At 74.6% G+C, this 12,025-nt stretch carries 12 protein-coding genes; 11 read left to right on the top strand and 1 reads right to left on the bottom strand.

Translation table 11 applies throughout. The annotated features are described in order from the left end of the window. From R7226_RS11085 to R7226_RS11060, 6 genes are all read left to right on the top strand, one after another. The coding region (locus R7226_RS11085; RefSeq protein WP_318597217.1) for a helix-turn-helix transcriptional regulator at positions 1-475 on the top strand (475 nt) is incomplete at its 5' end. 87 nt (positions 476-562) lie between these two features. After that, the gene (locus R7226_RS11080; protein ID WP_404827815.1) at positions 563-1,030 is read left to right on the top strand and encodes a carboxymuconolactone decarboxylase family protein; all 468 of its coding nucleotides are present in this window, start codon (positions 563-565) and stop codon (positions 1,028-1,030) included. Positions 1,031-1,043: 13 nt separating this feature from the next. Next, positions 1,044-1,421 carry a YciI family protein gene (locus R7226_RS11075; RefSeq protein WP_318597215.1) on the top strand — a complete coding sequence of 126 codons (378 nt, stop codon included), beginning with the start codon at positions 1,044-1,046 and terminating at the stop codon, positions 1,419-1,421. After that, complete coding sequence (locus tag R7226_RS11070) at positions 1,418-2,608, top strand: RNA polymerase sigma factor (protein ID WP_318597214.1); 1,191 nt, start codon at positions 1,418-1,420, stop codon at positions 2,606-2,608. Before R7226_RS11075 ends, R7226_RS11070 begins: the two co-directional genes overlap by 4 nt. A gap of 32 nt (positions 2,609-2,640) precedes the next feature. Beyond that, positions 2,641-3,024 (top strand): ArsR/SmtB family transcription factor, encoded by a 384-nt coding sequence (locus tag R7226_RS11065; RefSeq protein WP_318597213.1) that lies wholly within the window; start codon positions 2,641-2,643, stop codon positions 3,022-3,024. Next, positions 2,975-3,457, top strand: a complete 483-nt coding sequence (locus R7226_RS11060) for an SRPBCC family protein (protein WP_404827813.1) — start codon at positions 2,975-2,977, stop codon at positions 3,455-3,457. The genes R7226_RS11065 and R7226_RS11060 overlap by 50 nt, the downstream gene beginning before the upstream one ends. Here R7226_RS11060 and R7226_RS11055 read toward each other — a convergent pair. Then, positions 3,444-4,136: a TetR/AcrR family transcriptional regulator gene (locus tag R7226_RS11055; RefSeq protein ID WP_318597211.1), complete on the bottom strand. Its 693-nt coding sequence runs from the start codon at positions 4,134-4,136 to the stop codon at positions 3,444-3,446. The two genes, R7226_RS11060 and R7226_RS11055, sit on opposite strands and share 14 nt — an antisense overlap. Before the next feature lie 116 nt (positions 4,137-4,252). Between R7226_RS11055 and R7226_RS11050 the strand changes: the two genes are divergently transcribed. From R7226_RS11050 to R7226_RS11030, 5 genes are all read left to right on the top strand, one after another. Then, complete coding sequence (locus R7226_RS11050; protein ID WP_318597210.1) at positions 4,253-4,762, top strand: hypothetical protein; 510 nt, start codon at positions 4,253-4,255, stop codon at positions 4,760-4,762. A gap of 87 nt (positions 4,763-4,849) precedes the next feature. After that, positions 4,850-7,852, top strand: a complete 3,003-nt coding sequence (locus tag R7226_RS11045) for an amino acid adenylation domain-containing protein (RefSeq protein ID WP_318597209.1) — start codon at positions 4,850-4,852, stop codon at positions 7,850-7,852. A 116-nt stretch (positions 7,853-7,968) separates the two neighbouring features. Then, positions 7,969-9,975, top strand: a complete 2,007-nt coding sequence (locus R7226_RS11040; RefSeq protein ID WP_318597208.1) for a VCBS repeat-containing protein — start codon at positions 7,969-7,971, stop codon at positions 9,973-9,975. A gap of 107 nt (positions 9,976-10,082) precedes the next feature. Beyond that, entirely contained in the window at positions 10,083-11,531 is a 1,449-nt protein-coding gene (locus R7226_RS11035; protein WP_318597207.1) for a GGDEF domain-containing protein, read from the top strand. Positions 11,532-11,539: 8 nt separating this feature from the next. Further along, on the top strand, positions 11,540-12,001 hold the full coding sequence (locus R7226_RS11030; protein WP_318597206.1) for a MaoC family dehydratase: 462 nt from the start codon (positions 11,540-11,542) through the stop codon (positions 11,999-12,001). Positions 12,002-12,025 lie beyond the last annotated feature (24 nt).

Here is a 12,025-nt window from a genome sequence, read left to right as displayed (position 1 = left end):
GCGCGCCGCCGGGCGCTCGGACGCCGCCGCCGGGGCGCTCGGGGTCGAGCGCTTCGGCGCGCCCGGCGAGCCGTACATGACCGCCTACGCGCAGCTGCGCCAGGCGCAGGCGCTGCCCGGCACGCGCGGTCGCGCGGCCGCCGCCGCGCCGTTGCTGCGGGCCGCCCACGCGGCGCTGGAGCAGCTCGGCGAGCGGCCGCTGCGGGCGCTGGTCGAGGCGACGGGCGAGCGCCTCGGGGTCGCGCTCGGCGCCGCCGCGCCGCCGCTCGATCCGGCCGCGGAGCTGGGCATCACCGCGCGCGAACGGGAGGTGCTGGAGCTGCTGGCGGAGGGCCGCACCAACCGTGAGATCGCGACCGCGCTGGTGATCGCGGAGAAGACCGCGAGCGTCCACGTCTCGCGCATCCTCGCCAAGCTCGGCGCCGCCAATCGCGGCGAGGCGGCGGCGATCGCGCGGCGGCTGGGGGCGGTCTGAGGACTTTTTCGCGTGACCTGTCGATTTCGCCGCGGGCCGTTCGTCTCAGAGCAGAAGCCCGCCAGAGACGACCGACAGGAGAGCACGATGCAGGCCCGCATGAACAACCCCGCCGTCGCCGCGCCCGAGACGATGAAGGCGCTGATGGCGCTGTCGAAGTCGGCCCGCGGTCGCGGCCTCGCCGAGCGCACCGCGCTGCTCGTCCACCTGCGCGTCAGCCAGGTCAACGGCTGCAGCGTCTGCGTCGACATGCACGCGCGCGAGCTGCGCGAGAGAGGCGAGACCGACGAGCGCCTGTTCGCCGTCGGCGCCTGGCGCGACGCGCCGTGGTTCGACGACGCGGAGCGCGCCGCGCTGGCGCTCGCCGAGGCGGTCACGCGGATCGCCGACAGCGCCGACCCGGTCGCGGACGAGATCTGGGAGGAGGCCGCGCGTCACTACGACGAGCAGGCGCTCGGCGCGCTGCTGGTCGAGATCGGCGCGATCAACATCTGGAACCGGCTCAACGTCGCCACCCGCCAGGTCGCCGGCGCGTGGACGGCGGCCGCCGCCTGAGCGACGATCCCCGATGGAGCACGACCGAGGAGCGACGATGAGATACATGCTGCTGATCCAACAGGGCACGGGCGTCGTGCCCGGCAGAGGCGAGTGGGAGACGCTGCCGGAGGAGGAGAAGCGCGCCGTCTTCGCCGAGTACGAGGCGATCGGCCGCGACCCGCGTGTCACCGGCGGCATGCGGCTGCAGCCGCCGGACACGGCGACGACGGTGCGCGTGCAGGACGGCCGCACGCTGACGACCGACGGTCCCTTCGTCGAGCTGAAGGAGGCGATCGGCGGCTGGATGCTGCTCGACGCCGGTGACCTCGACGAGGCGATCGAGGTCGCCGGGCGGATCCCCGCCGCGCGCATGGGCGGCGCGGTCGAGATCCGCCCCGTGGTGGAGTGAGGGGCGAGCTCGACAGCGTCTTCCGCGACCAGTGGGGCCGCGTGCTCGCCGCCCTGATCGGCTTCCTCGGCGACTTCGACCTCGCCGAGGAGGCCGCGCAGGAGGCGTTCGCGACGGCGGCCGAGCGGTGGCCGCGCGACGGCGTGCCGGAAAGCCCCGGCGCGTGGCTGGTGGCGACGGCGCGCAACCGCGCGATCGACCGCATCCGCCGTCAGCGGACGCTGGAGGCGAAGACGCGCCTGCTCGACATGCCCGCGGCGGTGGAGGACGAGATGGACCGGCTCGACGAGACGAGCTTCCCCGACGAGCGGCTCGAGCTGATCTTCACCTGCTGCCACCCGGCGCTCTCGACCGAGGCGCAGGTGGCGCTGACGCTGCGCACGCTCGGCGGCCTCGCGACCGACGAGATCGCCCGCGCCTTCCTCGTCCCGGAGGCGACGATGGCGCAGCGGCTCGTGCGCGCGAAGAAGAAGGTGAAGGCCGCCGGGATCCCCTTCCGCGTGCCCGCCGACCACCTGCTGCCCGACCGCCTCGCCGCGGTCCTCGCGGTCCTCTACCTGATCTTCAACCAGGGCTACGCGCTGCCGCCGGCTGACGACGAGCTGACGCCGGAGGCGCTGCGGCTCGCCGCCGCCGTCGCCGAGCTGATGCCCGACGAGCCGGAGGCGCACGGCCTGCTGGCGATGATGCTGCTGCTGGAGGCGCGCCGGGCGGCTCGCTTCCGCGACGGCGAGCTGGTGCTGCTGGAGCAGCAGGACCGCGCGCTGTGGGACGGCGCACGGATCGCCGCCGGCCGCGCGGCGCTGCAGCGCGCGCTGGCGCTGCGCGGACGCGGTCCCTACGTCGTGCAGGCGGCGATCGCGTCGCTGCACGCCGACGAGCCGCGCGACTGGGCCGAGATCGCCGCGCTCTACGGCGAGCTGGAGCGGATGACCGGATCGCCGGTCGTCGCGCTCAGCCGCGCCGTCGCGGTCGCCGAGGCCGACGGGCCGGCCGCCGGCCTGGCGCTCGTCGACGCGCTCGACGGCCTCGACGGCTACCACTACCTGCACGCCGCGCGCGGCGAGCTGCTGCACCGGCTCGGCCGCGACGACGAGGCGCGCGCCGCCTACGGGCGCGCGCTCGAGCGCGTCCACGACGACGCCGAGCGCCGGCTGCTCGAACGTCGTCTTGCCGAGTTGGCTTGACACATTCCCATATCGGCATATATTCTCTCGCCATGGCACGAGCGGCGACGACGACCGATGTGTTCAACGCGGTGGCAGAGCCACGGCGGCGCGAGATCTGCGACGCGCTCGCCGGCGGCGAGCGGCCGGTCGGCGAGCTGGCCGAGCAGCTGGGCCTCGCGCAGCCGCAGGTCTCCAAGCACCTGAAGGTGCTGCGCGAGGTCGGGTTGGTGGAGGTGCGCGAGCACGGCCGCCAGCGGCTCTACCGCCTCAACGGCCCTGCGCTCAAGCCGATCCACGACTGGGTCAAGGGCTACGAGCGCTCGTGGAGCGAGCGGTTCGACCGCATCGACGACGTGCTGGAAGAACTCAAACGAGCGGAGGCTGATGACGATGAGCAGCACCAAGACGGCGACCGTGACCCTGCCGGCCGATGACCAGATCCAGATCGTGCGCGAGTTCGACGCGCCGAAGCACCTCGTCTGGAAGGCGTGGACGACGCCGGAGCTGGTCAAGCGCTGGTGGAGCTCGGACATGGGCGAGACGACGCTCGCCGAGATCGACCTGCGCGTCGGCGGCAGATGGCGCTACGTGATGGTCGCCGGCGACATGGAGGTCGGCTTCCACGGCGAGTACAGCGAGATCGTCGAGAACGAGCGGCTCGTCTCGACGGAGGTCTACGAGGGGATGCCGGAGGCCTACTCGGTCAACACGGCGACGTTCGAGGAGACCGACGGCCGCACGACGCTGACGATCCTCGTCCAGCACTCCTCCAAGGAGCATCGCGACGGACACATCGCCTCCGGCATGGAGGGCGGCATGAACAGAGCGATGGACTACCTCGAGAGAGTGGCGATCAGCTTGGCCTGAAGCCGGCGATCAGCCGCCGCAGGCCCTGCTCGAACAGCTCCTCGTCGCGTCTGGGGTCGATCGCCGAGAGGTCGATCACCTCGTCGATCGCGCGCCGCGTCTCGGCGTGGGAGAAGCTCGCCTCGTGCTCGCCGGGCGCGGAGCGGAAGCTGCCGTCGCCGCCCTCGCCCAGCTCGTCGTGCGCGATCTGGCGGGTGGCCGCGAAGACGATCGTGCCGAAGGTGAACGTGGCGTACGTGTGAAAGGCGCGCGCCGCCTCCTCGCCCTCGAGCCCGAGCCGTTCGAGCAGGCCCGCGACGAGCGCGAGCACGTTGGCCATCATGCCCTCGCCGGCGGGCGTCGCGGAGGCGTACGGCGCGATCCGGTAATGGCGCATGAACGCGCGGCGCGAGGCGATCCCGGCGGCGATCAGCGTGTCGGCCGGCGCGGCCGTGAAGGGGTCGGGCACCAGCTCCAGCACGTCGCTCGTCGCCTCGGCCCAGACGAGGTCGACGCCGGCCTGGTAGATCGCCGCGCGGGAGGGGAAGTGGTGGTAGATCGCCGACGGCGTCACGTCGAGCGCCGTCGCGAGCTGGCGGATGCTCGGCGCCGTCGCGCCTGCGTCGAACTGCCGCAGCACCTCGGCGGCGATCTCCTCGGGCGACAGGTGGGTGTCGCGATTGCGCGCGAGACGGGTCATCTCGACAACGAACCTACCGCTTCAAGAAGGTTCGCCGCGCGCGGGCGTCGAAGTCGGGTAGAAGTGCGACACACCGGCAACCGGCATGAACCGCCGGCCGACGACTGGAGACTGCAATGGGGAGCAGCGCAGCAGCGGATCGGGAACGCGGGGGAACGATCTTCGACGACGTCGCCTACTGGCTGACGGTCGTCTCGGTCTACTTCCTCGTCGGCGTCCTGTTCTTCTACTCAGGCAAGGAGAAGCTGTTCGACGGCGATGCGAAGGCGCCGGCGGGGATCGAGAGACAGTTCGAGGGCACGTTCGTCGCGACCTTCCCGGGCGTCGACGCGCTGTGGGCGATCCTCTCGGTGCTGGAGTTCGCCGTCTTCGTGATCCTCGTCGTGAGCCTGCTGCGCGGCGAGTTCCTGCCGCACCGCAGCAAGTCGATCCTGCTCGTCGGGCTGGCGCTGGCGCTGCTCGTCTTCGCCTGCCTCTCGTTCGGTCAGACCTCGACGGGCAACAACGAGGGCACGGCCTCGCTGTACACCTACTTCGGCGTCACCGCCGTCGTGATCCTGCTCGTCGCGCTGCTGCCGCCCAACCGCCCGCGGGCATGGTTGAGCGGCTGGACGGGGCCGCGCTGAGCGCGGCCTGACGGCTCGGGGCGCCGCTTCAGGATCGCGAAGCGGCGCCGATCTCTCGGGGGACCTGTCGACCGGACGAGGGACCCGATGCCGCAGCCGACGACGCCCGACGAGGCGCGCACCACCGAGACGACGGCCGCGTTCGCGCTGGAGCGGACGATCGTCGACCACGTCGCCGGCCACGCGGCCGCGACGCCGGAGGCGCTGGCGGTCTCCGACGGGCGCAGCTCGCTGACCTACCGCGAGCTCGACGCGCGCGCCAACCGGCTCGCGCACGTGCTGCGCGCCCACGGCGCCGGCGACGAGCGCTGCGTCGCGCTCTGCGTCGGACCGTCGACCGAGATGGTGCTCGGCGCACTGGCGACGCTGAAGGCCGGCTCCGCCTACGTCCCGATCGACCCGGAGTACCCGCAGGAGCGCGTCGCGTTGATCCTCGAGGACACCGACCCCGTCGCCGTGCTGGTCGACGAGACGACGCCGCCGGAGGTGCTCGCCGCGACCGCCGACCGCGCGATCCACCTCTCCGCCGATCCCGAGGAGCACGACCACGCCGGCCGCGAGGCCGACAGCCCGCCGGCCGACCCGCCCGGCCCCCGCAGCCTCGCCTACATCGTCTTCACCTCCGGCTCGACCGGCCGCCCGAAGGGCGTCGAGGTCGAGCATCGCTCGCTCGCGAACCTCGTGCAGGCGCTCGCGTGGCAGTGCGGAGCGACGCGTGAGGACCGCTTCGCGCAGACCGCCTCGCCCTCCTTCGACGCGACCGTGATGGAGATCTGGCACCCGCTCTTCGCCGGCGCCTCGCTGCACATCTCGCCGCGCGTGCTGCGGCGCGACCCGCGCGCGCTCGTCGACTGGATGGCCGAGCACGAGATCACCGTCACGATGGTCGCCACCGCGCTCGTCGCGATGCTGTTCGGCCGCGGCGAGCTGTACCGCCGCCTGCCGAAGATGCGCTGGCTGTCGACCGGCGGCGCGGCGCTGCTGGCGCGGCCGGCCGCCGACACGCCCTACCCGCTCGTCAACATGTACGGGCCGACCGAGACGACCGTGATCGCGACGGAGGGGATCGTCCCGTCCGACGGCGACGCGCCGCCGACGATCGGCCGCCCGCTGCGCGGCGTGCTGATCCACATCCTCGACCCGCACCTGAGAGAGGTCGCGCCGGGGGCGATCGGCGAGATCTGGATCGGCGGCGTGCAGGTCGCGCGCGGCTACCGCAACCGCCCCGACCTGACCGCCGAGCGGTTCCGGCCCGACCCCTACGGCGACGGTCCCGATGCGCGCATGTACCGCAGCGGCGACCTCGGCTGCTGGCGCGCTGATGGCGAGATCGACTTCCACGGCCGCGCCGACGACCAGATCGAGATCCGCGGCTACCGGATCGAGCCGCAGGAGGTCGAGGCGGCGCTGACCTCCCATCCCGCGATCGTCGACGCGATCGCGATCGCCGTCACCCACGGCCGCCGCGGCGAGCAGCTCGCCGCCTACTACACGGCGACCGAGCCGGCGCCCTCGGCCGCCGAGGTGCGCGCGCACGCGCGCTCGATCCTGCCCGAGTACATGGTCCCGACGACCTTCACGCGCGTCGAGCGGTTCGCGCTGACGCCGAACGGCAAGTTCGACCGCAAGGCGCTGCCGGCGCCGCCGCTGCGCCGTGCCGACCTCGACGGCGCCTACGTCGCTCCGCGCAGCGCGCGCGAGGAGCGCATCGCCGAGGTCTTCGCGCGGGTGCTGGAGCTGGACGAGGTCGGGATCGACGACGACTTCTTCGCGCTCGGCGGCGACTCGCTCGACGCGGTCGAGTGCGTCGGCGGGCTCTCGGAGCAGCTCGGCCACGAGCTGGCGGTGCAGGAGCTGTACGCCGCCCCGACCGTCGCGCGGCTGCTGGCCGCCGTCGACGGCGCCGGCGCCGCGGTCGCGATCGACTGGGCGGCCGAGATGGAGCCGCGGCTGGACGGGATCGTGCCGGTCGCGCGCGCCCCGCGCAGCGGCGGGCGCACGATCCTGCTGACCGGCGCCAGCGGCTTCATCGGGCCGCACCTGCTGGCCGAGCTTGCGACGGCGACGCGCGCCGAGGGCGGCCGCGTGATCGCGCTCGTGCGCGCGCCGTCGGTGATCGGCGGAGCGGAGCGACTGCAGCGCGCGCTGCTGGCCGAGCGCCGCGACCTCTCCGCCGACTGGGCGCGCGTCGTCGTGCTGCCCGGCGACCTCGCGCTGCCGCGCTTCGGGCTGAGCGAGGAGGCGTTCGCGCAGCTCGCCTCCGAGCTGGACGCGATCGTCCACAGCGGCGCGATGGTCCACCACCTCTACGACTACGGCCGCCTGCGCGCGCCGAACGTCGAGGGGACGCGCACCGTGCTGCGGCTGGCGCGGCTGGCCGGCGACATCCCGCTGCGCTACGTCTCCTCGATCTCGACCGGGCTCGTGCTCGACGAGGGCCGGCTGGTCGAGCGCGGCGACGTCGCGACCGCTCCGCCGGAGGGCGGCGGCTACGCCGAGACGAAGTGGGTCGCCGAGCGGATGGCGCTCGCCGCCGCGCGCGAGGGCCTGCCCGTCGACGTCGTGCGGCTGCCGCGCGCGATGGGCGCCGAGCACTCTGGCGCGACCTCGACGCACGACGCCGCCGTGCGGCTGATCCGCGGCTGCATCGAGCTGGGCGCCTACCCGCGCTGGGGCGGCTGGGAGCCGTGGGCGCCGGTCGACGACCTCGCGGCCGCGGTCGCGCATGCGCCGTTCGCGACGACCCCCGTCCTCACCTATCCGCCGGCGACCGTCACCGCCTTCGAGCCGGTCCTGCGCGCCGTCGCCACCTACGGCTACGCGCTGGAGCCGCTGCCGCTCGACGCCTGGCAGCAGCGCCTGCGCGCGGCCGGCGCGACCAACGCCGCGGCCGCCGTCTTCGCCGAGTTCGGCCTCGACGGCGACGGTTGGGAGCAGCTCTACGGCGAACCGCCGATCGGCGACGACTGGGCGCTGGAGCCGCGCCTGCCCGGCCCCGGCCTGCCGCCGTTGGACGCCGCCTACACGTGGCGCACGCTCGACTACCTCGTCAGCGTCGGCTACCTGCCGCCGCCGGCGACGCGCGGCTGAGCGGGCGGCGCGCGATCGCAACGCGGCGGCGCGCGCCGCCGCGCCACCCCCAGGTCGGCGAAGTTGGGGGGTGACCCCTCATGCGGGTGCGCGGGGCGCGCGGGAGGCTGCCGTCCATGCTCCTCTCACGCGACCTTCCAACGCCCCGCCGCCGGCCGTTGCGCGCCGCCGCCGTGCTGCCGGCCTGCCTGCTGGCGGTCGCGCTCGCCGCGGCTCCCGCGCAGGCCGAGCTGACGCTCGCCCCGCCGGACACGCGCACGACGCTCGACCAGCCGGAGGGCGTGGTGCTCGCCGACGTCGACCGCGACGGCTTCGACGACGCCGTCGTCGGCAACCGCGACGAGCAGGCGATCCAGCTCTTCCGCGGCAGCGCGACCGGCTTCCTGCCGCCGACCGCGCACGAGACCGGCCACAACCTGCCCGTCGCCGTCGCGACCGGCGACATGAACGGCGACGGCCACGTCGACCTGCTCAGCGCCGCCGCGGTCGGCGGCGACGCCGGCAGAGTGTCGGTCCTGCTCGGCGACGGCGCCGGCGGCTTCGCGCCGGCGCCCGGCTCGCCGTTCGCGATGACCACTGACGGCCCGAACTCGGCCGCCGCGCTGCGGGTCGCCGACATCACCGGCGACGGCCGGCTCGACGTCGTCGCCGGCGACGACTACGACCTCGTCGTGATGGCCGGCGACGGCAGCGGCAGACTGCTTGCGCCGGCGATCGACACGCTCGGCTTCTCGAGAGTCAACTCGATCGCGATCGGCGACTTCGTCGGCGACACCGGGCTCGACGTGATCACCGGCTCCGGACAGCCGCAGACGATCAGCGAGCTGTACCTCAACAGAGGCGGGAGACTGGAGTTCCACTCGATCGTGGACGAGACCGGCAACGCCGTGATCGCCGGCGACCTCGACGGCGCAGCCCGCGACGACCTGATCTTCACGCGCATGAGCGGCGACGACGTCGGCACGCTGCTGTCGACCGGCGACGGCAGCTTCGCCGACCAGCCGCAGATCTTCGAGGCCGGAATGGTCTTCGTCGCCGGGATGGCGCTCGGCGACGTCGACGCCGACGGCCGCGACGACCTGCTCGTCGGCGGTGAGGGAGCGGTCGAGCTGTTCGCCGGCAGCGGCGCGGCCGGCGGCTTCGCGACGATCCCCGGCGGCTCGATCGCGACCACCGGGACGAGCTTCGACGTCGCGCTCGGCGACGTCACCGGCGACGGCCAGCCCGACCTCGTCCACACGACCTCCGACAGCGACACGCTGACGCTCGTGCGCAACCTCAACGGCGCCACCGGGAGCGGCACCGCCGCCGTCGACTTCGGCAGCGCGCCGGCCGGCGGTGCGGCGGTCGAGCGGACGGTCAGAGTGACGAGCGGCGGGCCCGGCTTCTACCGCGTCGGCGCGGCGGCGGTCGCGCCGGCCGGCAGCGGCGTCACGATCGCCGCCGACGGCTGCAGCGGCCGCTCGCTCGCGGTCGGCGCGAGCTGCGAGCTGACGCTGCGCTTCACCCCTGGCGCGGCCGCCGGCGCCGTCGCGGCGACGCTGACGCTCGCCGACAACACGGCCGCGGGCACGCGTTCGATCCCGCTGACGGCGGCGGTCACGGCGCTGGCGGGCGGCGGGGGCAGAGGCGGCGGCGGAGGCGGCGGCGGAGGCGGCGTCCCGCCGGCCAGAGCGACCGACAGAACCGCGCCGCGCCTGAGCGCCCTGCGTCTCTCCCCGACGAGCTTCGCCGTCGCGAGCGGGGCGACGGCGCAGACCGCCGCGCGTGGCAGAAGAGCACCCAAGCGCGGCACGACGATCCGCTTCACGCTCAGTGAGGCGGCGCGCGTCACGCTGACCGTCGAGCGTCGCGCCGCGGGCCGCCGCAGCGGCCGCCGCTGCGTCGCCCCGACGGCGAAGCTGCGGCGCGCGAGAGCAAAGCCGTGCACGCGCTTCGTCGCCGCCGGCTCGCTCGTCCGCGGCAACAGCCGCCAGGGCGTCAACGCCGTCGCGTTCAGCGGCCGGATCGGCCGCAGAGCGCTCCCCGTCGGCCGCTACCGCCTGACCGCGACCGCCGCCGACGCGGCCGGCAACCGCGCCGCCGCGATTCGCTCCGCCTTCACGGTGGTGCGGGCGCGGTAGGCGCGTTCGCTGCCGCGCGGTCGGGGCGCCGCGCGGCAGCCGACCGGCCCGAAGCGGGCGCGATCGGCCACTTCAGCCGATCGCCGTCGCTGCCGATATTCGCGGTGATGAGCGTCGCCGCCCTCCCGCTGTCGTCGCGCCCGCGCGCGTGGCGCTCGCCGCGGGCGGCGTACGCGCTGCTGGGAGCGCTCGCGCTCGCCTACGCGTGCGCGACGCTCGCCGGCCGCGGCGAGCGGCCGCTCGCCGCCGCGACCGCGCTCGTCGTCGCCTTCGGCGCGGCGGGGGTCACCTTCGTGCGCGTCGCGGTGCGGCCGCGGGAGCGGCTGGCGTGGGCGGCGATCGGCGCGGCGCTGCTGAGCTGGGCCGCCGGCGACCTGACGGTGCGGCTGACGACGGTCGGCGGCGCCGAGCTGCCGATCCCCTCGCTCGCCGACGCCTTCTACCTGCTGTTCTTCCCGTGCGCGGCGGCCGGCCTGCTGCTGCTCGCCCGCGCGCGAGTGCACGTCGACAACGGCGTCGTCTGGCTCGACGGCCTGATCGCGGCGCTGACGATCGCCGCGGCCGGCGCGCTGCTGCTGATCGCTCCGCTGGGGACGGTCGGCGGCGAGTCGACGGCGCAGTTCCTCACCAACCTCGCCTACCCGGTCGGCGACCTCGTGCTCGCGCTCGCCGCCGCCGGCTACGTGGGCCTGCGGGCCGGTCGGCTCGACCGCGCGACGCTGTTGCTGGCCGGCGGCCTGCTGGTGAGCGCCGCCGCCGACGGCGTCTACCTCTACGAGACCGCGCAGGGTCCCTACGACGAGGGCGGGCTGCTGACGAACGCCTACCTGTTCGCCTCGCTGCTGCTCGGCGCGGCGGCGTGGCAGCCGGCCGAGCCGCTCGCGGTGCTGCGCGAGGAGCGCCACCGCGTCGTCGCGCCGATCGCGTGCGGTGCGGCCTGCGTCGCGATCCTCGTCGTCGACCACCACGAGCAGGCGGAGACGGCGGCCGTGTGGCTCGCGGCGGCGGCGCTGGCGGCGGTGCTCGCCCGCTTCGCGGTGACCTTCCGGACCGCCCGGCGGCTGCTCGACGCGCGCGACCGCGAGGCGCTGACCGACGACGTCACCGGCCTGCGCAATCGCCGCGCGCTGATGCGCGACCTCGCCGACGCGGCCGCCGCGCCGGGCGGCGCCGGCCACCAGCTGGTGCTGCTCGACCTCGACGGCTTCAAGCGCTTCAACGACACCTTCGGCCATCTCGCCGGCGACGCGCTGCTGGCGCGTGCCGGTCGCCGCCTCGACGCGGCGGCGACCGCGGCCGGCGGCTTCGCATATCGCATGGGCGGCGACGAGTTCTGCGTGCTGGCGCCGGTGGCGGGCGGCAGCGACCAGCTGCCGGCGCGCGCGGCCGCCGCGCTCGCCGAGACGGGCGACGGCTTTCGCGTCGAGGCGTCGTGCGGCCAGGCGCTGCTGGCGCCCGGCGAGCGCGACGCAGAGCGCGCGCTGCGCACCGCCGACGAGCGCATGTACGCACAGAAGGCGGCGCGCCGGTTGGCGCACACCGACCGGTCGGTATGATCGATCGCATGCGCACCTTCAACGGAATCGACGAGCTGCGAGCCGCCGCCGGCGAGGAGATCGGGATCAGCGCGTGGCATGCCGTCACGCAGGCCGAGATCGACGCCTTCGCGGAGGTCACCGGCGACCGTCAGTGGATCCACGTCGACCGCGAGCGGGCGGCCTCCTCGCCGTTCGGGGCGACGATCGCGCACGGGCTGCTGACGCTCAGCCTCGGCCCGCGGCTGCTGGAGGAGGTGCTGACGGTCGAGGGCGTCGCGTTCGGCGTCAACTACGGCTACGGCAAGGTCCGCTTCCCCTCGCCGGTGCCGGCCGGCTCGCTCGTGCGGATGCGCGCGACGCTGCTCGCGGTCGAGGAAGTCGCCGGCGGCGTGCAGGCGACGATCGAGCAGCGCTTCGAGCGCGAGGGCTCCGACAAGCCGGTCTGCGTCGCCGAGTCGCTCGGCCGCTTCTACGCCGCCGCGCCCTGAGGCTCAGTGCAGGTCTGCTGCTGC

The sequence above is a fragment of the Conexibacter stalactiti genome, from assembly GCF_033542075.1.
GTDB lineage: Bacteria > Actinomycetota > Thermoleophilia > Solirubrobacterales > Solirubrobacteraceae > Conexibacter > Conexibacter stalactiti.
This window is presented reverse-complemented; position numbering and strand designations above follow the sequence as displayed.

Coding starts and splice junctions, on each gene's coding strand:
- R7226_RS11030 (WP_318597206.1), top strand. CDS start 11,540: ATGCGCACCTTCAACGGAATCGACGAGCTGCGAGCCGCCGCCGGCGAG.
- R7226_RS11075 (WP_318597215.1), top strand. CDS start 1,044: ATGGAGCACGACCGAGGAGCGACGATGAGATACATGCTGCTGATCCAA.
- R7226_RS11035 (WP_318597207.1), top strand. CDS start 10,083: ATGAGCGTCGCCGCCCTCCCGCTGTCGTCGCGCCCGCGCGCGTGGCGC.
- R7226_RS11050 (WP_318597210.1), top strand. CDS start 4,253: ATGGGGAGCAGCGCAGCAGCGGATCGGGAACGCGGGGGAACGATCTTC.
- R7226_RS11080 (WP_404827815.1), top strand. CDS start 563: ATGCAGGCCCGCATGAACAACCCCGCCGTCGCCGCGCCCGAGACGATG.
- R7226_RS11045 (WP_318597209.1), top strand. CDS start 4,850: ATGCCGCAGCCGACGACGCCCGACGAGGCGCGCACCACCGAGACGACG.
- R7226_RS11065 (WP_318597213.1), top strand. CDS start 2,641: ATGGCACGAGCGGCGACGACGACCGATGTGTTCAACGCGGTGGCAGAG.
- R7226_RS11040 (WP_318597208.1), top strand. CDS start 7,969: ATGCTCCTCTCACGCGACCTTCCAACGCCCCGCCGCCGGCCGTTGCGC.
- R7226_RS11060 (WP_404827813.1), top strand. CDS start 2,975: ATGACGATGAGCAGCACCAAGACGGCGACCGTGACCCTGCCGGCCGAT.
- R7226_RS11055 (WP_318597211.1), bottom strand. CDS start 4,136: ATGACCCGTCTCGCGCGCAATCGCGACACCCACCTGTCGCCCGAGGAG.